This window comes from Streptomyces sp. NPDC002926, from assembly GCF_053591755.1.
Map to the genome: position 1 here is coordinate 1 of NZ_JBSFUK010000002.1, position 23690 is coordinate 23690.

The 23690-nt window shown below is 71.2% G+C and carries 16 protein-coding genes, 1 tRNA gene and 1 riboswitch; of the genes, 7 read left to right on the plus strand and 10 right to left on the minus strand.

The window, feature by feature from the left end:
* Positions 1-539 precede the first annotated feature (539 nt).
* Positions 540-1115: a MarR family winged helix-turn-helix transcriptional regulator gene (locus ACWDZ6_RS03200; protein ID WP_366733661.1), complete on the minus strand. Its 576-nt coding sequence runs from the start codon at positions 1113-1115 to the stop codon at positions 540-542.
* A 144-nt stretch (positions 1116-1259) separates the two neighbouring features.
* Between ACWDZ6_RS03200 and ACWDZ6_RS03205 the strand changes: the two genes are divergently transcribed.
* Positions 1260-2537, plus strand: coding sequence for an MFS transporter (locus ACWDZ6_RS03205; protein ID WP_451501899.1), 1278 nt, complete (start codon positions 1260-1262; stop codon positions 2535-2537).
* Between the two features lie 29 nt (positions 2538-2566).
* Here the strand turns inward: ACWDZ6_RS03205 and ACWDZ6_RS03210 are convergent, their stop codons facing one another.
* Positions 2567-4216, minus strand: a complete 1650-nt coding sequence (locus tag ACWDZ6_RS03210; protein ID WP_451501480.1) for an ATP-binding SpoIIE family protein phosphatase — start codon at positions 4214-4216, stop codon at positions 2567-2569.
* 118 nt (positions 4217-4334) lie between these two features.
* Complete coding sequence (locus ACWDZ6_RS03215; protein ID WP_451501481.1) at positions 4335-5774, minus strand: NAD(P)/FAD-dependent oxidoreductase; 1440 nt, start codon at positions 5772-5774, stop codon at positions 4335-4337.
* Between the two features lie 326 nt (positions 5775-6100).
* Here ACWDZ6_RS03215 and ACWDZ6_RS03220 point away from each other — a divergent pair, with 326 nt between their 5' ends.
* Both ACWDZ6_RS03220 and ACWDZ6_RS03225 read left to right on the plus strand, forming a co-directional pair.
* Positions 6101-6877, plus strand: a complete 777-nt coding sequence (locus ACWDZ6_RS03220) for a TetR/AcrR family transcriptional regulator (protein WP_451501482.1) — start codon at positions 6101-6103, stop codon at positions 6875-6877.
* A gap of 207 nt (positions 6878-7084) precedes the next feature.
* Entirely contained in the window at positions 7085-9094 is a 2010-nt protein-coding gene (locus tag ACWDZ6_RS03225) for a sigma-70 family RNA polymerase sigma factor (protein WP_451501483.1), read from the plus strand.
* 193 nt (positions 9095-9287) lie between these two features.
* Here the strand turns inward: ACWDZ6_RS03225 and ACWDZ6_RS03230 are convergent, their stop codons facing one another.
* Positions 9288-11390, minus strand: coding sequence for an asparagine synthase-related protein (locus tag ACWDZ6_RS03230; protein ID WP_451501484.1), 2103 nt, complete (start codon positions 11388-11390; stop codon positions 9288-9290).
* 746 nt (positions 11391-12136) lie between these two features.
* On the opposite strand from ACWDZ6_RS03230, the gene ACWDZ6_RS03235 reads away from it, so the two are divergent.
* The 4 genes from ACWDZ6_RS03235 (at position 12137) to ACWDZ6_RS03250 (ending at position 17259) form a co-directional block, all read left to right on the plus strand.
* Positions 12137-13561 (plus strand): MFS transporter, encoded by a 1425-nt coding sequence (locus ACWDZ6_RS03235; RefSeq protein WP_326650915.1) that lies wholly within the window; start codon positions 12137-12139, stop codon positions 13559-13561.
* Between the two features lie 158 nt (positions 13562-13719).
* Entirely contained in the window at positions 13720-14919 is a 1200-nt protein-coding gene (gene lhgO / locus ACWDZ6_RS03240; protein WP_451501900.1) for an L-2-hydroxyglutarate oxidase, read from the plus strand.
* A 139-nt stretch (positions 14920-15058) separates the two neighbouring features.
* A complete protein-coding gene (gene trmB / locus ACWDZ6_RS03245; protein ID WP_451501485.1) occupies positions 15059-15865 on the plus strand; it encodes a tRNA (guanosine(46)-N7)-methyltransferase TrmB in 807 nt (268 codons plus the stop codon).
* A gap of 59 nt (positions 15866-15924) precedes the next feature.
* A complete protein-coding gene (locus ACWDZ6_RS03250) occupies positions 15925-17259 on the plus strand; it encodes a PrsW family intramembrane metalloprotease (RefSeq protein ID WP_366733654.1) in 1335 nt (444 codons plus the stop codon).
* 6 nt (positions 17260-17265) lie between these two features.
* On the opposite strand, the gene ACWDZ6_RS03255 is transcribed toward ACWDZ6_RS03250, so the two are convergent.
* The 6 genes from ACWDZ6_RS03255 to ACWDZ6_RS03280 form a co-directional block, all read right to left on the minus strand.
* Entirely contained in the window at positions 17266-18210 is a 945-nt protein-coding gene (locus tag ACWDZ6_RS03255; protein WP_451501486.1) for an aldo/keto reductase, read from the minus strand.
* 189 nt (positions 18211-18399) lie between these two features.
* On the minus strand, positions 18400-19467 hold the full coding sequence (locus ACWDZ6_RS03260; protein WP_451501487.1) for a M23 family metallopeptidase: 1068 nt from the start codon (positions 19465-19467) through the stop codon (positions 18400-18402).
* Positions 19468-19478: 11 nt separating this feature from the next.
* A riboswitch (cyclic di-AMP (ydaO/yuaA leader) is annotated at positions 19479-19634 on the minus strand.
* Between the two features lie 215 nt (positions 19635-19849).
* The gene (locus tag ACWDZ6_RS03265) at positions 19850-21016 is read right to left on the minus strand and encodes a PP2C family protein-serine/threonine phosphatase (RefSeq protein ID WP_451501488.1); all 1167 of its coding nucleotides are present in this window, start codon (positions 21014-21016) and stop codon (positions 19850-19852) included.
* 212 nt (positions 21017-21228) lie between these two features.
* A tRNA-Met gene (locus ACWDZ6_RS03270) sits at positions 21229-21302 on the minus strand.
* A 62-nt stretch (positions 21303-21364) separates the two neighbouring features.
* Positions 21365-22729, minus strand: a complete 1365-nt coding sequence (locus ACWDZ6_RS03275; RefSeq protein WP_451501489.1) for an RNA polymerase sigma factor — start codon at positions 22727-22729, stop codon at positions 21365-21367.
* Positions 22726-23139, minus strand: coding sequence for a YciI family protein (locus tag ACWDZ6_RS03280; RefSeq protein WP_326650922.1), 414 nt, complete (start codon positions 23137-23139; stop codon positions 22726-22728). Before ACWDZ6_RS03280 ends, ACWDZ6_RS03275 begins: the two co-directional genes overlap by 4 nt.
* Between the last annotated feature and the right edge of the window lie 551 nt (positions 23140-23690).

Below are 23690 nucleotides of genomic sequence, written 5' to 3' on the forward strand. Positions count from 1 at the left end.
GGAACCTCGAACCTGCCGAAACAGGCCGGGGTATCAACATATCTGGCGTTGACTTTTGGCACGCTGTTGAGTTCTCAAGGAACGGACGCTTCCTTTGTACTCACCCACGGACACTGTCCGAGGCTTTCCTCCGGGCGCTTCCCTTCGGTCTTGCGTTTCCGACTCTATCAGACTCTTTCGTGTCCGATTCCCCGTCGGAGCGGGGTTTCGCTTTCCAGCCTTTCGGCTTTCCGGCGGTTCCGACTCTATCAGATCCTTTCGGGCCTGATTCCCAGTCAGCGGGATTTGTCTTTCCGGCTGTTGGGCCGTTCCGACGCCCAAACCCTAGCGGATTCCTCAGGCGACTCATAATCGAGTCTTCGAAATGAATTTCGGCATGCCAAAATTCATTCCCGGCGGGAGATCGTGCTGAGTTTGGTTGCCGCAGTTGCGGCGGGAGTGGCTGTCGCAGAACCGTTCCGGCTCCGTGACAACTCGAAAAATCTTACGCGCCGGTGAAGGGTGCGTCAACTCCGACCCACCCGCCGTTCACCTCGGTCCTAGTCCAGGTCGGTGAGGCGGCCGCCGGCGTCCGGCTGGGCATGCTCCACGCGGCGCAGGACACGGATCAGGAGCTCGCCGAGCACACCCCGCTCGTCCGCCGAGAGGTCCTGGAGCAGGTCCTCCTCGAAGTGCGTCGCCATGCGCATCGCCTCGAGCCACTTCGTACGGCCCTCGTCCGTCAGTTCCACGATGACCCGCACCCGGTTGTTCTCGTCGCGGTCGCGCGTGACCAGGCCGTCGGCCGCCATGCGGTCGATGCGGTGGGTCATCGCGGCCGGAGTGAGACCGAGCCGCTTGGCGAGCTCGCCCGGGCCCGTCCGGTACGGGGAGCCCGCGAGCACCAGGGTCTTCAGGACTTCCCACTCGGCGTTGCTGATGCCGAGCGTGGCGACCTGGCGGCCGTACGCCACGTTCATCCTGCGGTTGAGCCGGCCGAGTGCCGAGACGACCTTCTCGACCTGGGGATCCAGGTCGCCGAACTCTCGCTGGTAGGCGGCGATCTGCTCGTCGAGGCTGGGCTCCTGGAGATCGGAGCCGGACGACTCGGGGCCCTCAGGGGTCGCGGTAGGCATGGGCCGAAGTATCGCATGGAGCCCGTTGGCGTCGAAGTCCTTCCATGTGTATTGTTGACGTTCTAACTTTAGTATTGAAGTCTTCGAGCTTCAGTCCTTCGAGACCATGAGTGGGTGAGTGTGACCAGGGCGGCGGGCGCAGCGATGCGCCGGATTCAGGCGGGGAACGCGCTGAGCGCGTTCGGACTCGGCTTCACGGTTCCGTATCTGTACGTCTACGTGGCACAGGTGCGGGATCTGGGCGCGGCGACGGCCGGTGCCGTCCTCGCGGTCTTCGCGATGGCCGCGCTCGTCGCCCTGCCCTTCACCGGGCGGATCATCGACCGGCGCGGACCGCTGCCCGTACTGATGGGGGCCGCGCTGCTGGCCTCCGCCGGCTCGGCGAGCATGGGGCTGGCGAACAGCGTGCCGACCGTCGTGCTCTCCGCCGCCCTTCTGGGCGCCGGTACGGCCGTGATGCAGCCGGCGCTGGCGACGATGATCGTGTGGTGCTCGAACCCCTCGTCCCGTACGCGCGCCTTCGCCATGCAGTTCTTTCTGCAGAACCTGGGGCTCGGCATCGGCGGCTTGATCGGCGGGCACATCGTCGACGAGAGCCGGCCGGGCAGCTTCACCCTGCTGTTCGGCATCGAGGCCGTGATGTTCCTGGTGCTCGCGGGGATCGTGCTCAGTGTGCGGCTGCCGCGCTCGTTCTCGATCCAGGAGCCGCGGCCCGAGAACACCGAGGCCAAGGCCAGGGGCGGGATACGGGCGCTGCTCGGCCACCGTGCCATGGTGCAGCTGTGCGTGCTCGGGTTTGTCCTCTTCTTCGCCTGCTACGGACAGTTCGAGTCGGGCCTCGCCGCGTACGGCACCGAGGCTGCCGGGATCGAGCCCGCGACCCTGGGGACGGCGCTGGCCGCCAACACCGCGGTGATCGTGGTCGCGCAGTTCGTGGTGCTGAAGTTCGTTGAGCGGCGCAGGCGCAGCCTGGTGATCGCTGCCGTCGGACTGATCTGGGCCATCGCCTGGATCGCGGCGGGATACGCGGGGCTCGGGCAGGGCAGCCAGGCGGTGGCGACGGCCGCGTTCATCTCCGCGTACGGCCTGTTCGGGCTCGGTGAGGCGATGCTGTCGCCGACGGTCGCGCCGCTGGTCGCCGATCTGGCACCGGAGTCGATGGTCGGGCAGTACAACGCCGCTTTCGCGCTGGTCAAGCAGCTCGCTCTGGCGGTCGGTCCGGCCGTGGGCGGGCCGATGGGAGCCGCGCTGCACGGGCCGTACATCGTGACCTTCGTGCTCTTCTCACTCGGCATCACCGTGCTGGCACTGCGGCTGGGCAAGCAGCTCACGCCCGCCCAGAACCGGCCCCATCTCGCCTCGAAGTCGCGCGTGGTGGCTCAGCACAGGCCGTCCGAGCAGCTGGAGGCGGCGGCCGCCTAGCCGAACGGTCGGCCCAGGCCGTCCACCGGCTAGGCGGGAAGGGCGAACTCGCACCAGACCGCTTTGCCGCCGCCCGGAGTGCGGCGGCTTCCCCACGACGAGGCGATCGTCGCGACGATGGAAATCCCGCGGCCCGCCTCGTCCTCCGTTTCCGCGCGGCGGCGGCGCGGCAGATGGTCGTCGCCGTCCGTCACCTCGATGATCAGGCGGCGGTCGGTGCGGCGGAGTCTGAGACGCATGGGCGGGGTGCCGTGCTGGAGGGAGTTGGCGACCAGTTCGCTGGCGGCCAGTACGCCCAGATCATGGAGCTCGGACGAGAAGCGCCAGGAGGCCAGCACTCCGGAGGCGAAGGCGCGGGCGCGCGGGGCCGCCTCGACGCCGCCGAGCAGTTCGAGGGCGGCGTTGTGGAAGAGCTCGGCCGCCGGACCCGTACGCGTGGGGTGCTGGACGACCAGTACGGCCACGTCGTCGTCGTGTTCGGCGGTGACTCCCAGGGAGCGGATCAGCCGGTCGCAGACGACCTGCGGGGTGCCGGTCGCCCCTGAGAGCGCGCGCTCGAGCGCGGCGACGCCCTCGTCGATGTCCTCGCCGCGCCGCTCGATCAGACCGTCCGTATAGAGGACGGCGCTGGAGCCGGGCGGCAGGGCGATGGTGCCCGAGGTGTGCAGCCAGCCGCCGGTGCCGAGCGGGGGGCCTGTTGGATCCTCGGCGCGGCGCACCGTGCCGTCCTCGTCGCGGACCATGACCGGGAGGTGGCCCGCCGAGGCGTAGACGAGCCGTCCTTCGTTGGGGTCGTGGACGGCGTAGACGCAGGTGGCGATCTGGCTGGCGTCGATCTCGGCGGCGAGGCCGTCGAGCAGCTGGAGCACCTCGTGCGGAGGCAGGTCGAGGCGCGCGTACGCCCGTACGGCGGTGCGGAGCTGTCCCATCACGGCGGCCGCGCGCACACCGCGGCCCATGACGTCGCCGATGACGAGCGCGGTGCGGCCGGCCCCGAGGGTGATCACGTCGTACCAGTCGCCGCCGACCGCGGCGTCCGTACCGCCCGGCTGGTATGTGGCGGCGATGCACAGATCGTCGGGCTGTTCCAGCTCCTGCGGGAGCAGGGACCGTTGGAGGGTGACGGCGGTCTCGCGGTGGCGCCGCTCGCTGGCGCGCAGCCGTTCGGCGGCTTCCGCGTGGTCGGTGACGTCGGCGGCGAAGACGAGAACTCCCCCGCCGTCCTTGAGGTTCTCGGCGGGCAGGCAGCTGACGGTGTACGAGCCTCCGCCGCGGACCTTGCGGGACTTGACCGTACGGGGCGTGCCGCTGCGCAGCACCTGGTCCATGAGCGGGAGCAGGCCCAGTTCGGTGAGCTCGGGGCAGGTGTCGGCGGCGGTCGCGCCGACCGGGCGGGGGCCGAAGGCCGCGGCGTAGGCGTCGTTGACGTACGCGATGCGGTGCTCGGGCCCGTACACGAGGACGACCAGGGCGGGAAGACGGCCGAGGATCTCCTGGACGGAGAAGTCCTCGAGGGCGGGGACGTCGGGCAGGGGCTCCGGCTGCTGCTCGTACTCGCCGCGGGCCGCCGGAACCGAGCCTTCCCCTCGCTGTACCGGGGAGACCGCGTGGTCGGTCCCCCGCGCTTCGGCGCGACGCTGCGTACCGGGGAGCCGCTGGCTCCAACGCGTGAAGTTCACTGACTTTCTAGCCTCAATGGTTGTCGCCAAGGGTCACTCTGTGCAGGTGTGAGCCCACCTATGGTCACACGTCCAGTGTGACCGACCGGACTGACAGTCGTCGCTGTCCCAGCCTCGACTAGGTCCCTCCGGGGCCGCTGTGCGGCCCGTTCCTCGGTGCGCCATGGGGGCCGTGTCCCGGGCGTCTGCCGCCCGCGGCGAGTTCGAATTCGGCACGCGGGTGTTCCAGCGAGCCGAGGGAGACGATCTCGCGCTTGAAGAGCCCGGAGAGGGTCCACTCGGCGAGCACGCGGGCCTTGCGGTTGAGGGTGGGAACCCGGCTGAGGTGGTAGGCGCGGTGCATCAGCCAGGCGGGATAGCCCTTGAGCTTACGGCCGTAGACATGGGCGACGCCCCTGTGGAGGCCGAGGGAGGCGACGGATCCGACGTACTTGTGTACGTATTCCTTGAGGGGTTCGCCGCGCAGCGACGCGACGATGTTCTCGGCGAGCACCGAGGTCTGGCGCACCGCGTGCTGGGCGTTGGGCGCGCACTCCTTGCCGGGCTCGTCGGAAGTGAGGTCGGGGACGGCCGCGGCGTCACCGGCCGACCAGGCGTGCTCGACACCGGCGACGGAGAGCCGGGCGGTGCAGTTGAGGCGGCCGTGCTCATTGAGCGGCAGGTCGGTGGCGGCGAGGACGGGCGCCGGCTTGACGCCCGCCGTCCACACCACGGTGCGCGTAGGGAAGCGGCTGCCGTCGCTGAGGACGGCCACGCGGTCCTCGCAGGAGTCCAGCCGGGTCTCGAGGCGTACGTCGATATTGCGCGCACGCAGCTCGCGGATGGCGTACTTGCCCATCGCCTCGCCGACCTCGGGGAGGATGCGGTTGCTGGCCTCGACGAGGATCCATTTCAGGTCCTCGGGCTTGACGTTGTGGTAGTAGCGCGTGGCGTACCGGGCCATGTCCTCCAGCTCGCCGAGAGCTTCGACGCCGGCATAGCCGCCGCCGACGAAGACGAAGGTGAGGGCGGCGTCGCGGATCGCCGGGTCGCGGGTGGAGGACGCGATGTCCATCTGCTCGATGACGTGGTTGCGCAGGCCGATGGCTTCCTCGACGGTCTTGAAGCCGATGCCGTAGTCGGCGAGACCGGGGATCGGGAGGGTCCGGGAGATGGAGCCGGGTGCGAGGACGAGTTCGTCGTACGCGATCTGCACGGGGCCCGTGCCCTCTTCGGCGGTGGCGAGAGTGGTGACGGTCGCGGTGCGCTTGGCGTGGTCGACGGCCTTCGCCTCACCGATGAGGATCCTGCATCTGCCGAGCACGAGGCGGAGAGGGACCACCACATGGCGTGGGGAGATGGAACCGGCGGCCGCTTCCGGGAGGAAGGGCTGATACGTCATATAGGGGTCGGGCGCGACCACCAGGATCTCCGCCTCGCCACGGTCCAGCTCCTGCTTGAGTTTCTTCTGGAGGCGCAGCGCTGTATACAACCCGACGTAGCCGCCGCCGATGACGAGAATGCGCGTGCCCGGCGGGGGGCCGGGGGTCGTCCCCCGGAAATTAGCAGCCTTCACCATCCCATGACGCAACGGCCTCAGGCGTTTGTCCACAGCACCGGCAAATTGTGTGACCGGAGGCCTTCGGCGGCCCGGCGGGGGCCAACCACCTGATGTTGGGGAAGGTTCGCAGGTCAGGGGGTGCAAGGGGGGTGGCGCAGGGGGGCGTAATAGGGAATCTTCCGGCCCTTGCTCCGATCGGGGGGCGCTCCGTGCGGAACTACCCCCTTCTGAATTGACCCTGGCTCAACTATGTTCATACCTCGTCGGGGTGTCCGGTCGTGGCACGCCCGGCAGACAGGGCGGGGAAGTCTCCGGGGGGAGACACCATGACCGGGGGAACGTGTATGACCATTCAAGATTCGCATTGGCAGGCTGCTGTCTCACCGGCTTCGGTCGCGGACGGGCACAGTGGCGACGGCGGTATGACACGAGTGGGATCGGGCGGGGCCAGCCGCTCGGCGCCGCTTCGTGTGGACGCACAGCGCAATCTCGAGCATGTACTGCGGGCGGCTCGCGAGGTGTTCGGCGAGCTGGGCTACGGGGCGCCGATGGAGGACGTGGCGCGCCGGGCCAGAGTCGGAGTCGGGACTGTTTACCGGCGCTTCCCGAGCAAGGACGTACTGGTGCGCCGGATAGCCGAGGAGGAGACCTCCCGGCTGACCGAGCAGGCGCGTACGGCTCTGGGGCAGGAGGAGGAGCCGTGGTCCGCGCTCTCCCGGTTCCTGCGTACATCGGTGGCATCAGGTGCGGGCCGGCTGCTGCCGCCGCAGGTGCTGCGGGTGGGCGTGGACGCCGAGGAGCCGGTGGCCGTCGCACCGGGCGAGGCACGGGTACCGCACCAGCGGGTCGGCGCACAGGCCGAGCTGCGGGTGGTCGGGCCGCCTCCGGTGGCGGCCGAGGAGCACGACGACACGGCCGCCACGGAACTGCTGGATGTCGTGGGGCAACTGGTCGACCGGGCGCGGGCGGCGGGTGAGCTGCGTGGCGATGTAACCGTGGCGGACGTCCTGCTCGTGATAGCCACGGCCGCTCCGGCGCTGCCGGACGCGGCGCAGCAGGCGGCGGCCTCGACCCGGCTGCTGGACATTCTGCTGGAGGGGTTGCGGTCGCGGTCGGTCTGATCGGCGCCGATCTGCTTCGGCCGATACGTCATCAACTGACTCCCGCATGCTGTCAGTTGAGCCTTCATCGAACGCGTGATGGACGGTGCCCGGATTCGGAAAGTTCCCCGGATGAGTGGTTGCCGGACATAAGGGTTCGATGAACGGCCGCCCTGTGGCACTCTTGCCCGGTGTTGGGGTCCGAGGGTGCTTATGGGGGCTTCCGCGATGAGCGGTGACGGTCGGGACGAGTCACGCGGCGGTACGGGCGGTTCGGATTCGACCGGTCTGCCCTCTCGGCAGGTGCCGAGCCAGGCCGGGCCCGGTGGGTCTTCGGGGGCGCCCGGTCCTGGCAGGCCTGCCGGGACCGGAAGGCCTTCCGGTCCCGCCGGAGCGCCCGGCGTTGCCGCGGGTGGCCCGCAGGAGTGCACCGTACCGGCGCAGCGCGAGGGCGCCGGGCTCGAATCCGTACCGCGGCCTCCCCGCGAACTACCGCTGTCCGACGCCGAGTTGATCCGGCGTATGCGCGAGGGCGACGACAGCGCCTATGCGGAACTGTTCCACCGCCACTCCAGCGCCGTCCGCCGGTACGCGCGCACCTGCTGCCGGGACGCGCACACCGCCGACGATCTGACGGCCGAGGTGTTCGCGCGGACGCTGCAGGCGGTGCGCGCGGGTGCCGGGCCCGAGCAGGCCATACGGGCGTATCTGCTCACGACGGTCCGGCGGGTGGCCGCGGCCTGGACGAAAACGGCACGCCGGGAGCAACTGGTCGATGACTTCGCGGTGTTCGCCGCAGAGGCCGCCGGTGGCTCCGCCGCGCTGAGCGACGGCACCCTCGATCCCGGCGCCGATGTGCGGGCGATGCACGAGGCCGAGCAGTCGCTGGCCCTGCAGGCCTTCCGCTCGCTGCCCGAGCGCTGGCAGGCGGTGCTCTGGCACACCACCGTCGAGGAGGAGTCGCCGAGTGAGGTCGCGCCGCTCTTCGGGCTGACCGCCAATGCCACGGCGGTACTGGCCGGCCGGGCGCGCGAGGGTCTCAAGCAGGCGTATCTGCAGGCCCATGTGAGTTCCGCTCTCACCTCGGGCGGCGACTGCGCCCGGTACGCCGACCGGCTGGGGGCGTACTCCCGCGGGGGTCTGCGGACACGGGCCCAGCTCGGACTGCGCAAGCACTTGGAGGAGTGCGCCAAATGCCGGCTCGCGGCGGGCGAGCTGGCGCATGTCAACGCCGGTATTCCGGCGCTTCTTCCGGTCGCGGTCATCGGCTGGTTCGCCACCGGGTACTCGCTCAAGGCCGCCGGGATCGTGGCCGGCGGTGCCGCGGCGGGGGCGGGAGCGGGAGCTGTCACCGCCGGCACAGGCAGTGCGGGTGCCTCGGGGGGCGCGGGTGCCTCCGGGGGCGCGGGTGGTGGGGCCGCGGCGTCGGAAGGGCTCGGCGCCCCGGCGAAGGCGGGTATCGCGGCGACGGTGGCCGTAGCGGCGGTCACCGGACTGGTGTTGGCCCTTGCCGGTGGTCCGACACCCGCCCCGAAGCCCGAGGCGAAGCCCCCGGCCGCGGAGCCCGTCGTACCGCTGAGGCCCACCCCGTTACCGAAGCGGAAGCCCCCGGCCCCGGCCGTGGCCGAGCAGTCCGCGCCGCCGGACAGGCGGTCCCCGAAACCGGCACCTCCCTTGCCCACGACGAAGTCCACGACGAGGCCGAACCCGAAGCTGCCGCCGATTCCTTCCGAGCCCGGGGACCCGGAGCCGCCCGCTCCCACGCCCGCACCGAGGCCCAGGCCCACTCCGCCGCCCCCGCCCCCGCGGGTGTACCAGGTCAACCAGCTGGAGTACGGCGTATTCGGCGACCACGCCGCGCCCGAGGTGCGGCTCGGCGAGAGCAGCTGGCTCTGGCAGCGGTGGGGCATGTCGATCGGCGGCACGCGTTACGGACACGGGGTGACCGTGCATGCCGAGTCCTCCGTCACCATCGACCTCAACCGCCGGTGCAGCGCCTATGACGCGGTGGTCGGCATCGACGATCTGACCCTGGGCCGGGGGGCGGTGCGCTTCTCGGTGTACGGCGACGGCGGGCGGCTGTGGCGGTCCCCGGTGATGCGCGGCGGGGACGCGGCCGTACCGGTGCATCTGCCGATCACCGGGCAGAGGACGATCCGGCTGGTCGTGCATCCGCACACGCCGTTGGACTCGGTGGCGCTCGGGGACTGGGCCCGCTCGCAGATCAGCTGCCGCTGACCAATTCCGGCTCCCGCGGCCCCCGAACGGTCACCGCGGCACGACCGGACACCCGGGCGAGGACCCCGGGCGCGGCCGGCCGGACTGGACCGGGCACACCGAAACACCCACCCACAGACGCCCATCCGAAGCGACCACCCAACACAAGGCCAGGCACCCCGAACCCGCTCAGCCGGCGGCGGCGGCCCGTCCTCTACGACCGCAGCGTCGGCCTCGGCGGGACCCCTCCCGCCACCGCCCTCTGGCGTGGCGCCGCGGCGCCCGTCCAGCACGTGCCCCTCCGCGAGAGCAGCCTCCGCAGCCACAGCTCCGTCGAGATCAGGTCGGCCAGCCCGTCCAGCGGCACGGATTCGCCCTCCGATGCCGCGCGCAGGGCCTTGCGGACCACCCGGGCCTCGACCAGGCCCGCGTCCGCCAGCAATGGCGCGTCGAATAGGGAGATCAGGTGCGGGAGGGACACCCGCAGGCCCTTCCGCGCCGCCGCCGTCGACGAGGCGTGGGTCGTCGCGCCCCAGCCCGCCGGCAGCTCGTGGATGCCCGCGCCCGCCAGCACCGCGCGGAGGATCGCCGCGCGGGCGCCCGGCCTGACCCGCAGCGATTCGGGGAGGTCGCGGCAGGCCCGTACGACCTGATTGTCGAGGAACGGGGCGTGCAGCCGCTGGCTGCGGACCTCCGCCGCCTGCTCCAGGATCCGCTGGTCCGACGCGTGACGGGTCAGCGCCGCACGTGCCCGGGCCTCCCCGGGGCGCTGCACGGACGTCGGCCGCGTCGCCCCCTCCATCAGACGAACCGATACTTCGGCAAGCGCCTCGCCCGTCAGCCAGCGCGCCGCAGGACCCGGTCTCGACCAGGTCAGGGCGGCGAGGGACGCGCCCAGCGGACCGTTCGAGGGGGCGCGGCCGGCCCGGTTCGCCTCCAGCAGCCGGTCCGCCGCCGTCTCCAGGCCGGTGCGGTACGGCGTACGGGCGAGACGCCGCGCCGCCCGGTACACCGTCAGCGGGATGAACAGCGACTGCGGCGAACCCTCGGCCCGCGCCAACGCCGTGACCGGACGCACCAGATGACGCCGCCGCCGGTCCAGCAGCAGGTCCGCGAGGCGCGCCGGATGCGCGTCCAGCACCTGCCGCGCGCCGGCCCCCGTGAAGTGGTCCGCGCTGCCCGCGGACAGCCGGCCGCGGTGGCGTTCCGCGGCGATCAGCGACGGAGCCGGCTCGTCCGTCAAAGGCCCGGCGTCCAGGCCGGCGTACGGCAGCCCCTCCTCCTCCGCCGCGACCACCACATGGTGCAGCCGCGGGTTGGAGGCGATTGCCCGCGCCCGTTCCAGTTCTTCCTCGCGGCCGCCCGTGGCCAGGTCGTTGAAGGTGACCGCCAGCAGCCGCTCGCCCGCGCCCGTCCCATGGCCGAGGACCGTGCCCGGTACGCCGGGCAGCCCCGCGGCCAGCAGCGCCAGCGTGCCGGACGCGCTGCCGCCCGACAGGTCCGCGCCGATCCCCGGCGCCGGCCCGGACCGGCCGTTCCGCGCGGCCCGCCGCTCCGCCGGGCCCATCCCCGGCACGGGGCCGGGATCCGGCGGCAGCGTCTCGGGCGCGTGCCGTGGCGCGGTGAGTCTGGCCCGTACCGCCTCGATCAGTGCGTCGCGTACCCCGTCGATGGCACGCTCCGCCTCGATCTGCGGCCCGGCGACGGCGAGGGACGCCACCGGCTCGTACCCGGTGATCTCGCGCGAGCCCTCGCGCAGAATCAGCGCGTGCCCCGGCGGGATGCGCTTCACCCCGTCGTACGGAGTCGAGTCGCGCAGCGCCTCCGGTGTCTCCGGACAGGCGAGCAGCGCCGCCAAGTGCCCGATGTCCAGCTGTGCTTCGATGAGGTCGGCGAGCGGGAGCGCGGCGGTGGCGTACGCGGTGCCGCTCGCCCACGGCGTGTAGAAGACGGGTCTCGCCCCGGCCAGGTCTCCGGCGATCGTGATCCGGCGGCCGACCTGTACGACGGCGGTGTAGCTGCCGGCCCAGGCGGTCAGATGCCGCAGTGCCCCGCCGCGCGCCGCGAAGAGACCCACTTTCAGCTCCTCGTTACTGGCCGCGCAGCAACCGAGGACGGCGAGCTTGGTGAAGGAGTCGACAGTGACGACGCGCACCTCGTCGGGTCGCCAGTCACCGACCGCCCAGAGCGGATCCGGGTCTCCCCACAGGAGTTGGGCACCGACGGGGTGGACGGTACGGCTGTCGTCGGACGTGCCGACGGCCCCGGCCGTACCGAAGTTTGCGGCAATACTGCTCCAGCCCACCAACCACCGCATGCCGCCTCCACAGGCTGTGGACAAACCCAGACCCACCGGACCTCGGACCACCGGGCCATAACCGCTCGGGCCTCAGCCGTTCGGGAACATGCTGCCACGAAGGCGGCGCACAGGAGGGGCTCCGGGTAGCGCGCGCAAAAAGTGAACGCGCCCCTGGCATTGGCGATTTGACGACGGTCGGGAAGGGAAGCGGCGAGCGACCAGCGCTCACATGGGGACAAAACAGACAGGCGGGACCGACTGCATTCAGCCATTCTCCGTGCCGCACATGTGTGCCCCACCCGTGCATACGACAGTCCGGGAGGCGCTGTTCGCCCCCCGGACCCGTCCGCCGCCCGCGGGGATTGAGGCGGCGGTGTCCCCCAGCCCACTGGTTCCGATACGCAGTGGGCCGACCCACGCAGCACTCATGGAAGCGCTCCCCCACCAGCGGGGCCAGAGCGCACGGACGGGCGCACAGCCACACGCCCGGAGCACGACGACGAGGCGCCATCCGCCGATCGTCTGCTCCAACGCACAACAATCTCGCCATACGGAAGACCGCCTCTTAACGGTCGGGATGCGGCGAACTACGCTGTGTTTACTGATGTTCTCCCCAGGGGCGCATATTCCGAAGGGTTCGGCCAGGAGCTTTTGCAGCCGGTATCCCAGAGCTGTCGGGAGCTGCCCACCAGGGGAGGACACAGCACGAATGCCGTGCGCCCAGGCAGCGACGCGGCGGCCGTCTGTGTGTCGAGGGGTGGCGCATGTCCAGGGAGCAACGCGGGCCGAACGACAAACTCGGCACCGTTCTCGCCCTCGCGGGAATCAGCAACGCCGGCCTCGCCCGGCGGGTCAACGACCTCGGCGCGCAGCGCGGTCTGACCCTTCGCTACGACAAGACGTCCGTGGCGAGGTGGGTGTCGAAGGGCATGGTGCCGCAGGGTGCCGCGCCCCATCTCATCGCGGCCGCCATCGGCGCCAAGCTCGGGCGTCCGGTGCCGCTGCACGAGATCGGTCTTGCGGACGCCGATCCGGCCCCCGAGGTCGGGCTGGCCTTCCCGCGGGATGTGGGCGAGGCGGTGAAATCAGCCACCGAGCTCTACCGCCTCGATCTGGCGGGCCGGCGGGCGGGCAGCGGCGGCATCTGGCAGTCGCTGGCCGGTTCTTTCGCAGTGAGCGCTTACGCGACGCCCGCGTCCCGCTGGCTGATAACGCCCGCGGACTCCTCGGTGGAGCGGTCCGTATCGGTGGACACCGCCGAAGACACTCCCGCCCGCGTGGGTCACAGCGATGTGGCCAAGCTGCGGGAGGCGGCGGAGGACGCGCGGCGCTGGGACTCCAAGTACGGCGGCGGGGACTGGCGTTCGTCGATGGTGCCGGAGTGTCTGCGGGTGGACGCGGCTCCGCTGCTCCTCGGCTCGTATTCGGACGAAGTGGGCCGGGCGCTGTTCGGCGCGGCCGCCGAGCTGACCCGGCTGGCCGGGTGGATGGCCTTCGACACCGGGCAGCAGGAGGCGGCGCAGCGGTACTACATCCAGGCGCTGCGACTGGCCCGCGCGGCCGCGGATGTTCCGTTGGGCGGCTATGTGCTGGCTTCGATGTCGCTGCAGGCGACGTACCGGGGATTCGCGGACGAAGGTGTGGATCTCGCACAGGCGGCGCTCGAGCGCAATCGCGGCCTCGCCACCGCCCGCACGATGAGCTTCTTCCGGCTGGTGGAGGCGCGGGCGCACGCGAAGGCGAGCGACGCGGTGGCGGCGGGAGGTGCGCTGAAGGCGGCGGAGGGCTGGCTGGAGCGCTCACGGGCGGGCGATGCCGACCCGACGTGGCTGGGCTTCTACTCGTACGACCGGTTCGCCGCGGACGCCGCGGAGTGCTACCGCGATCTGAAGGCGCCGCGCCAGGTGCGCCGCTTCACCGAGCAGGCGCTGTCGCGGCCGACGGAGGAGTTCGTACGGTCCCACGGGCTGCGGCTCGTCGTGTCGGCGGTGGCCGAGCTGGAGTCCGGGAATCTGGACGCGGCGTGCGCGGCGGGCACGCGCGCGGTGGAGGTCGCGGGGCGGATCTCCTCGGCGCGGACCACGGAGTACGTACGCGATCTGCTGCACCGTCTCGAGCCGTACGGCGATGAGCCGCGGGTCGTGGAGCTGCGGGAGCGGGCCAGGCCGCTGCTGGTCGCTCCGGCATAGGGCACAAACCTCGTGGTTCAGCTGGTTTAAGGCCGTTGTCAGTGGGCCAGTGCACTATCGGGGTGGGAGGTGACGCGGTGACGGCGTCCGGGCAGGGCTTCGGGCAGGCACACGGGCATGATCACGGACAGGTCCACGGGCAGGGCTTCGACTGTGACGTGCTGGTGATCGGCGGCGGGATCGTCGGCCTGTCGACGGCGTATGCGCTGACGCGCGCGGCTCCCGGGACCCGGGTGACGGTCCTGGAGAAGGAACCGGGCCCGGCCAGGCACCAGACCGGGCGGAACAGCGGGGTGATCCACAGCGGGATCTACTACCGGCCTGGATCGCTGAAGGCACGGTTCGCGGTGCGCGGCGCGGCGGAGATGGTGAAGTTCTGCGCGGAGTACGGCATCGACCACAAGGTCAGCGGAAAGCTGATCGTCGCGACGGGGCGGGACGAGCTGCCGCGGCTGCACGCCCTGGTCCAGCGCGGCCGCGAGAACGGCATTCCGGTACGGGAGCTGGGCCCGGCGCAGATCACGGAGTACGAGCCCGAGGCGCGCGGTCTCGCGGCGATCCATGTCGGGACGACCGGGGTCTGCGATTTCGGGGCCGTGGCGGCACAGCTCGCGGCGGCGTCCAACGCGGACATCCGGTACGACGAGCAGGTCGTCGCCGTCGACCGCCGCGCCTGGGGCGTCGCGGTGCGCACGGCATCGGGGGCAGTGGTCCGGGCGAGGGTGCTGGTGAACTGCGCGGGGCTGCACTGCGACCGGGTGGCACTGCTGGCGGGCGACGAGCCGGGCATGCGGATCGTCCCCTTCCGGGGTGAGTACTACGAGCTGGCCCGCCCCGATCTCGTACGCGGACTGATCTACCCGGTGCCGGACCCGGCGTTTCCCTTCCTCGGGGTCCATCTGACCCGCGGCGTCGAAGGCGCCGTCCATGTCGGCCCGAACGCGGTACCGGCGCTGGCCCGCGAGGGCTACAGCTGGTCGGCGGTCCGCCCGCTGGAACTGGCGGGGACGCTCGGCTGGCCCGGTTCGTGGCGGATAGCCCGCAGGCACTGGCGGTACGGCGCGGGTGAGCTGCACCGGTCGCTGTCGAAGCGCGCGTTCGCGACGGCGGTACGGCGGCTGCTGCCGGCGGTGACGGAGGACGATCTGCGTCCGGCCGCGTCGGGCGTACGGGCGCAGGCGGTCCTGCGGGACGGGACGCTGGCCGACGACTTCCTGATCCGCGAGGCACCACGGACGGTGCATGTGCTGAACGCGCCGTCCCCGGCGGCGACGGCCTCCCTGCCCATCGGCAGAGAGGTGGCACGCAGAGCCCTGACGGCGTTGGCGGACGGCCGCCTGGTCGGATCGGGGAGGTGACGGGGGCTCCGGCCCCGCCCGCACGGGACGGAGGGCCCGCGCCCAGCCCCGGGCCCGAGCCCCGGCTCCCGGCTCCCGGCTCCCGGCTCCCGGCTCCCGGCGAAGGTCACCCCCACCCCCGCCGTAGAATCAGGCCATTGTGTCTGAGTTCCGAAACCGCGCTCCCGACGACGCCCCCCGGCCCCCCATCCGTGCCAAGGGCAGGCCCCGCTTCCCCGGTGGGCCCGCTGCCGATCCCGCCGGGTCGCATCATGAGCGGCGCATTCGCAGTTTCCAGCCGCGCCGAAGCCGCGTCACCGTCGGGCAGGCCGATGCGCTGGAAAGGCTGTGGCCGGTCTGGGGCATGGACATCGACGGGCTGCGCGTCCTCGACCTCGACGAGATGTTCGGCCATCTGCCCGTCGTCCTCGAGATCGGGTTCGGGATGGGCGAGGCCACCGCGCTGATGGCCGCCGAGGACCCCGGCACCGGGATTCTCGCCGTGGATGTGCACACCCCCGGGCAGGGCAATCTGCTCGGTCTCGCGGAGCGGCACGGACTGTCCAACATCCGGGTCGCCAACGGTGACGCGATCATCCTGCTCCGGGAGATGCTCGCGCCCCGCTCGCTCGACGGGCTGCGCGTCTACTTCCCCGACCCCTGGCCCAAGAAGCGCCACCACAAGCGGCGGCTGATCCAGCCCGAGTTCCTCACCCTCGCCGCGCGGTGCCTGAAGCCCGGCGCGGTTCTCCACTGCGCGACCGACTGGGAGCCGTACGCCGAGCAGATGCTCGAGGTGCTCTCCGCCCACCCGGACTTCGAGAACACCCAGGAGGACGGCGGCTACGCCCCCCGTCCTTCGTTCCGCCCGCTGACCCGCTTTGAGGGACAGGGCCTGGACAAGGGCCACATGGTGCACGACCTGCTGTTCCGCCGCCGCATGGGCAGTGCGGTGCGGGACGCGTAACCCTCAGTAGTGCCCCGGGCACCATCGCGAGTGTCAGTCTCTCTCGTTAGGGTCGATGGGTGTCCGACTCGTCGCCGCAGCACTTCCCACCGCATCCGGCGGTCCCGGCGTTCGATCAGCAGCCGCTGTTCGACGCCGTGCCGGAGCGTTCCCGGTGGCGTTACAAGCCGCGCCGCGTCTCCCGGCTCTGGCACAGCAAGGCGGTCAGGGCCGGAGTGCTGATCACGCTCCTCGCCCTCTCCGGCCTGGTGATCCTCGCGCTCGTACGCGAACAGACCGGAACCGAGGGCTTCCTCGTCGGCCTGGGCCTCGCCACCCTGCCCGTCCCGCTCCTGATGGCGGCCTTCCGCTGGCTGGACCGCGTCGAACCGGGTCCCTGGAAGAATCTGCTCTTCGCCTTCGCCTGGGGCGCCTTCGCCGCCGCTCTCGTCGCGATCATCGCGAACTCCTTCGCGACCCGCTGGATAGCCACCGCCACCGCGGATCCGGCGAGCGCCGACACCCTCGGCGCGACGGTGATAGCCCCGATCGTCGAGGAGAGCGCGAAAGCCGCCGCCGTCCTGCTCATCTTCATCTTCCGCAGACGGGACTTCACCGGGATAGTCGACGGCGTCGTCGTGGCCGGCTTCACCGCGACCGGCTTCGCCTTCACCGAGAACATCCTCTATCTGGGCAGCGCCTTCGGCGAGGACCAGGAAATAGGCACCTCGGGCCTCTCCTCGATGACCGCGGCGACCTTCTTCGTACGCGTCGTGATGTCGCCGTTCGCGCATCCGCTGTTCACCGTGCTGACAGGCATCGGCTTCGGGATCGCCGCGCTCGCCGCGCAGCGCCAGAGGATCCGCCGCGTCGCGCTGCCGCTGCTCGGTCTCGTCCTCGCCATGGGCATGCACGCCCTGTGGAACGGCTCGTCGTCACTGTTCGGCCCGCTGGGCTTCTACGGCGTGTACGGGGCCTTCATGGTGCCCGCCTTCGGCCTGCTGACCTGGCTGACGATCTGGACGCGGCAGCGTGAGCTGCGCACGATATCCGCCGAGCTGCCCGCGTACGCCGCGGCCGGCTGGCTGGCGGCGGACGAACCGCACGCGCTCTCCTCGATGCGGGCACGCACGATGGCGCGCGACGTCGCGCGGCGGATGCACGGACCGGCCGCGGCGCATGCCGTATCGGAGTACGAGACGTTCGCGACGTCCCTGGCCTTTCTGCGCCACCGGGCCCACCGCGGCGCGGCGGGCCCGGACTTCGTGGCGCGCGAGCAGGAGCTGCTGCACCACCTGTGGCAGCGCAAGGATCTGGCCGCGCCCGCGCTGACGTACGCGGCACGGGCGACGGGCCGGGCGTGGGTGCCGCCGCCGTACCGCGACTACGGCGGCTACAACCCGTACCGCTCCTAGGCAGCCCTAGGCGGACGCCGCCGTCAGCTCGGCCAGCTCCTCGGCCGTCAGCTCCAGGTCGGCGACGGCCAGCAGGGCGGGCAGCTGCTCGACCGTTCGGGCCGACGCGATCGGCGCGGCGACGGTCGGCTGCGCGGCCAGCCAGGCGAGCGCGACGGTCGCGATCTCGGCGCCGCGCGCCTCGGCGACCTTGTCCAGCGCGGCGAGCACGGCCACGCCCCGGTCGGTCTTCAGATGCTTGGCCGCTCCCTCGGCACGGGGGCTGAGCACCGTCGCATCCGGCCGGTACTTGCCGGTGAGGAAGCCGGACGCGAGCGCGTAGTACGGGACGGCGGCGAGACCGGCGCGGGCGGCCGTCTCCTGGCGCTCGCCCTCGTACGTCTCACGCGAGACGAGGTTGTAGTGCGGCTGCAGCACGGAATAGCGGGCCAGTCCCTCGCGCTCCGAGAAGTCCAGGGACGCCTGGAGCCGCTCGACGCTGAGGTTGGAGGTGCCGATGGCGCGGACCTTGCCCTCCTTCACCAGCTCGTCGAGGGCGGTGATGATCTCCTCGACGGGGACGGCCGGGTCGTCGAAGTGCGTGTAGTACAGGTCGATGTAGTCGGTGCGCAGCCGACGCAGCGACTCCTCGGCCGCGGCCTTGATCGTGGTGCCGGAGAGGCCCCTGTACCGGGGGTGCGCGCCGACCTTGGTGGCGACGACGATCTCGGAGCGGTTGCCGCGCCCGGCGAGCCAGTTGCCGATGACGGTCTCGGACTCGCCGCCCTCGTTGCCCGGCACCCATGCGGAGTAGGAGTCGGCGGTGTCGATGAAGTTGCCGCCCGCGGCGGCGTACGCGTCGAGCACGGCGAAGGACTGCGTCTCGTCGGCGGTCCAGCCGAAGACATTGCCGCCGAGGGACAGCGGAAAGACAGCCAGGCCCGAGGAGCCGAGGGTGCGGAGAGAAGTCATACGTAGATCAACAGCCGGACCGCGCCGCGCTATTCCGGGGTGCCGGAACCCGGGACCCCCGAACACCGAAGACCGGAACACCGAAAGCCGGAACACCGGGCCCCCGCTACGCGGAAACGCGGCCGCACGGACCGGCAGCCCTGGCGCCGGGGGGTGGGCGCCAGGGCTGCCGGGAACCGCAGCGCGTGATCAGACGGTGAGGCCCTTGCCCTGGAGCCAGGCCATCGGGTCGATGCCCGAGCCGCCGGGGGTGTGGACCTCGAGGTGCAGATGCGGGCCCGTGACATTGCCGGTCGCGCCCACGCGGCCGATCGTCTCGCCCGTCGTCACCTTCTGGCCCGCGCTGACGGACATCGACGACTGGTGGCAGTACCAGACCTCCGTACCGTCGTCGAGCTCCAGGACCGTGCGGTAGCCGTACGAGCCGGACCAGCCCGCAGACTTGACGGTGCCGCCGTGCACCGCCTTGACCGGCGTGCCCGTCGGGGCGGCGAAGTCCAGGCCGGTGTGGTAGCCCGAGGACCACATGGAGCCGGCCTCGCCGAAGGTGGAAGTGATCGTGTACGCGGAGGTGGGCAGCGCGAAGCTCTTGGCCAGGTTGGCGAGCCGCTCCTCCTCCGCCTTGGCCTTGGCGGCCTCGGCCTTGCGCTTGGCGGCCTCGGCCTTGGCCTCCGCCGCCGTCTGCTGCTGCGTCGCCTCCGCCGCGGCCTTCTCGGCGGCGACCTTCTCCGCGGCCGACTTCGCCTCGGCGTCCGCGTCGGCCTGCTGCTGCTCGGCCTGCTGGAGGATGCGGGCGCGCAGGGCCTCACCCGCGCCGCCCACGCCCGATTCCGTGTCTGCCCCGGCGCCGTCGTCCGCGGCGAGGGTCATCGTCGTGAGCGGCGAGGCGTTCACGTTCCCCGACTGCGCGTCGGCGTCGTCGGACATGAAGGAGCCCACGCCCGGCAGTGACTTGGCGTCAGGCAGTTTGTCCGCGATCGAGTCGGGAAGGTCCGGCAGCGATATGGAGACCGGCGGCTTGTCCTGCGCACTGGCCATGCCGCCCGCGCCGACCGCCGCGATCACACCGACGCCGAGCACCGTGGAGCTGCGGGCGAGTCCGCCGCGCTGCTTCATGACACGGTGCCGGCCGCGCACCGGACGGACGGAGTCCTCGGTGGGGTTCCATTCCTCCCATGCCCGCTCCGCTACTTCTTCGCCGAAGAAGTCGGATTGAAAGGGGGTTTCGGGGGCAGGGGCAGGTTTGTTGGACGCCACGGAGGCGTGCTCCTTTCCTTCCTTCTCGCCTACCGGGTTAGCTGACGGGTTCGGAGCAGGAAGGTCTCCTACGAGCGCTTCGACCGCGAAAAGAGCGGCAAAGTATGCCCGATTCACCCCAATTGGTGGTTCCCCGGTTCCCTTGCGGAATTCGGCGCGTGCGCACGGTGCCGTCTCTAGCGACGACTGGGACAACCGCGCTGCGTTATCGAACGTTAATAGACACCAGGGCCCGATTCCAAGCTGTTCCGACTGATCATTAACTTCATCGGCCAGGACTTACCGGGACACAAGCGGCCGGAATCGGGCGACTTGGCCGATGCGCGGACCACACCGCACTTCTGACGGTGCTTCACCTGTTATGCGGAGGGGTGTCCTTCGACTACACACGGTCGCGGCCCGACTCCTCCCGCTCCTCCTTGACCACAGGTACGGTCCCCCGACGCTCCGGTTGCCCGTCCGCCGGGCGGCTGACCGCCAGCAGCGCCATGTCGTCGTTGGTGCCGCCGCCCGTGTACCGGCGTACATCGTCGAGGAGCGCGTCCAGCAGCTCCTCGGGCCCGGAAAAGTGCCGGCCGCCGAGCCGCTCGCCGGGGTCGTAGAAGACATCGTCCGCGTTACGCGCCTCGGACAGCCCGTCGGTGTAGAGGAGCAGCGTGGCCCCGGCCGGGAACGGATACTCGTCCGCCAGATCCGGCAGGGTCCCCAGATCGCCCATCCCCAGCGGCAGCGCGTGCTCAGTCGGCTGCAGCCTGTCCACATCGCCGTCGGGGTACAGCACCAGCGGTTCCGGATGGCCACGGTTCACCACCCGTACCCCGGCCGCACCGCGCGGAACCTCGGCGAGTACGGCGGTGGTGAAGCCCTCGAACACGTCGAGACTGTCCCGCCGCGTGCCCTCGCGAGTGAGCGCCCGCTCCAGGCGTGCGGCGACACCCTCGAGTGATCTCTCCTGCTCGGCGGCCTCCCGGAACGCCCCGATGACCACGGCCACGGCCTCGACCGCCTCCATCCCCTTGCCCCGGACGTCGCCCACGACCAGCCGTACACCGTGCGGAGTGTCCTGTACGGCGAAGAGGTCGCCGCCGACGAGCGCGTCCTTGTGCGCCGCCTCGTACCGCGCGGCGATCCGCAGCCCACCGATCCGGTCGACGGGGGTGGGCAGCACGGCGCGCTGCGCGTTTTCCGCGATGACGCGGGCGGAGGCGAGTCGCTGCCCGCTGAGCCGTACGACCCGGTTGATGAAGAGCGCCAGGCCGGCGACGGTGATCACGGTGAACAGCTCGGTGTTCGCCGAGGTCTGGCTCAGAGTCCCGTTGTAGATGTGCAGACCCACCACACCGGCGACGGCGGCCACCCCGGTCAGCAGAGTGGCGAGCCAGGAGAAGAACGGTGCGGCGATCAGCGGAGCGGCGGCGAAGAGCGGGGACGCGGTGTACTCGGACGGGGTGAGGAGATCGAAGACCAGACCGCCGATGATCATCAGCGAGGGCAGTGCGAGGACAAGTCGATGAGCGCTGGTGCCGCCGTCCTGCTCTCGCTGCCCCACCAGTGATCTCCTTGACCAGTCCATCCACGGCTGCGGACGGTACCGCGCTCTCCCCAGGCTGGCCGTAGCCGCGCCGTGCTGCGACTCTCCGTCCGCCAACCGGGCGACGGCGACGGCGATCGGCCGGGTACGACGACGCGTGGCCCGGCGCTCTGCTGCCGGGTACGACAATGGCCCGGCACTCTGATCGAGTGCCGGGCCACTGGCTGCAGTAGCGGGGACAGGATTTGAACCTGCGACCTCTGGGTTATGAGCCCAGCGAGCTACCGAGCTGCTCCACCCCGCGTCGGTAAACACAACCCTACGCCATCCGGAGCAAGATCAACTCCATTTTCCGGGTCCGCCTGCTCAGAAGTCTCCGTGAGGCCTCTCCGGAGCCCCCGGACGGCCGCGGCCCAGGCTGCGCAGCGCCCTCGTCGCCGGCCGTTGATCCAGTCGTCGGGTCCGGTCAAGCGGGGGCAGCAGCCGGGCCGCACGCATCTGGAGGTAGCGCGTCTCCGGGACGCTGAGGGTGCGCTGGGCCGCCAACTGGTAGGCGGCCCGGGCGCCTTCGATGTCCCCTGCCTTCTCCAGCAGGTGCGCGCGTACGGCGTCGAGCCGGTGGTGGCCCGCCAACCGGTCCTCCAGCCCGGCGACTTCGGCCAGCCCCGCCTCGGGTCCGTGCACCATGGCGACGGCCACGGCACGGCCCAACTCGGCCATGGGCGCGGGCGCGTGGGGCCTTCCATGCCCAAGGCCACGGGGGAGTACGAGGAGGTCGTACAGAGCGAGAATCTGCGGCCAGTCGGTGTCCTCGGCACGAGCGGCCTCGTCGTGCAGCGCCGCGATCGCCGCCTGCAGCTGGTAGGCCCCGGCCGGCCCCTGGGACAGGGCCTTCTCCACCAGCGCGCTGCCCTCGGTGATCGCGTTCCGGTCCCAGCGGCTGCGGTCCTGCTCGTCGAGCGGAACGAGTTCGCCGTGCGGTCCGGTGCGGGCCGCGCTGCGCGCGTCGGTGAGGAGCATCAGCGCCAGCAGCCCGGTCACCGCACCCTCCTGCGGCAGGAGCCGGCGTACGGCCCGGGTCAGCCGGATCGCTTCGGCGGCGAGATCGGCGCGGTGCAGATCGCTGCCGGAGGTCGCCGTATAGCCCTCGTTGAAGATCAGGTAGAGCACCTGCAGCACAGCCTCGAGCCGCTGATCGCGGTCCTCGGGCCCCGGCTGCCGGAACGGCACTCCCTTGACCTTCTGCTTGGCCCGGCTGATGCGCTGCGCCATGGTCGCCTCCGGGACGAGATGCGCACGGGCGATCTCGGCCGTGGTCAGACCGCCGACGGCACGCAGGGTGAGCGCGACCTGCGCGGCCGGCGTGAGCTCGGGGTGACAGCACAGGAAGAGCAGGGTGAGGGTGTCGTCGTCGGACGGTGCGCGGCTCTCTCCGGGTGCGGGCGCCGTGAAGGCGTCTCGTGGCGTGAGCGCCGCGGCCGTCTCCTCACGCCGGCGCCGCGCCTCGTCGCTGCGCAGCGCTTCCGTGAGCCGGCGCGACGCGACCTTGATCAGCCAGCCTCGCGGATTGTCGGGCCGCCCGGCCTCGGGCCACTGCTGCGCGGCCGCGAGCAGCGCCTCCTGTACGGACTCCTCGGCCAGGTCGAAATGCCCGTACCGGCGCACCAGCGCACCGAGAACCTGCGGCGCGTGCAGGCGCAGCAGGTCCTCGATGTCGGTCGTACGTCTCACACATCGCCTCCGCCGTCCTGGATGGGCCGGATGACCACCGGATAGGGGGGAGCCCCCTCGGGCCCCGGGCAGGTCGCGATGCGCGCGGCGATCTCGGTGACCCGCTCCAGGCTCTCGCAGTCGAGAACCCAGTACCCGGCGAGCAGCTCCTTGGTCTCCCCGTACGGACCGTCCGTGATCACGGGTCGCCCGTCCTTGCCGGCACTGACGAAGCGGGTCTGCGCGGGCTCGGCCAGGCCGTGGCCGTCGACGAACTCACCGGACTCGGAGAGGTCGTTGTTGACCTCGCCCATGAAAGCGAACATCGCCTGCAGTTCCTTCTCGCTCCAGGCCGGGCTGTGCTCCGAAGCCTGGCCGCGCATGGCCTCGTAGTCGGCCTGCGAGCCCTGGACCATCACCAGATACTTCATGGTTTCGCTCCCTCGGATGCGTTGCCGCCCCTTGTGGGCAACTCTCACAGGGGACGTCGCGGCCGACGACGGATTCTCGACACCTCGCGGAGAAATTTTCCGGAACAACCCGTCAGGACCACTCACCGGGAACATCCTCCGGGGTGTCCGAGCGGTCCGGCCCGTGGGAGACATCCCGCGATCCGCCCATTCGGCCCGGCCGGAGGTATCCCTCGGCGGGCCCGGCGGGGGATCAGAGGCGGCAGCCCGGAGCGGCCGCCGCACCGACGCAGGATGAGCAGCCCGTCGGAACCCGCCCCGTGACGCCCGCGCGGCAACCGCGGCAGGAACGACGGGTGAACGCCGGACCACCGGAGGCGGCTCTCTCACCCGTTCCGGGTGATGTCCACTCGCCACCTCGGCCGGAACCACCAGCACCCGAAACGGGACGGCTGAACGATCGCCCGACCCGACTCCACTCACCGTCGCCCGGCTCCTCCCGCCTGGCGATCATGAACATGCGCGGTGAAGATTGACGGGTCGGTCCAAGTGCCGTCGGCACACGTGGCGGC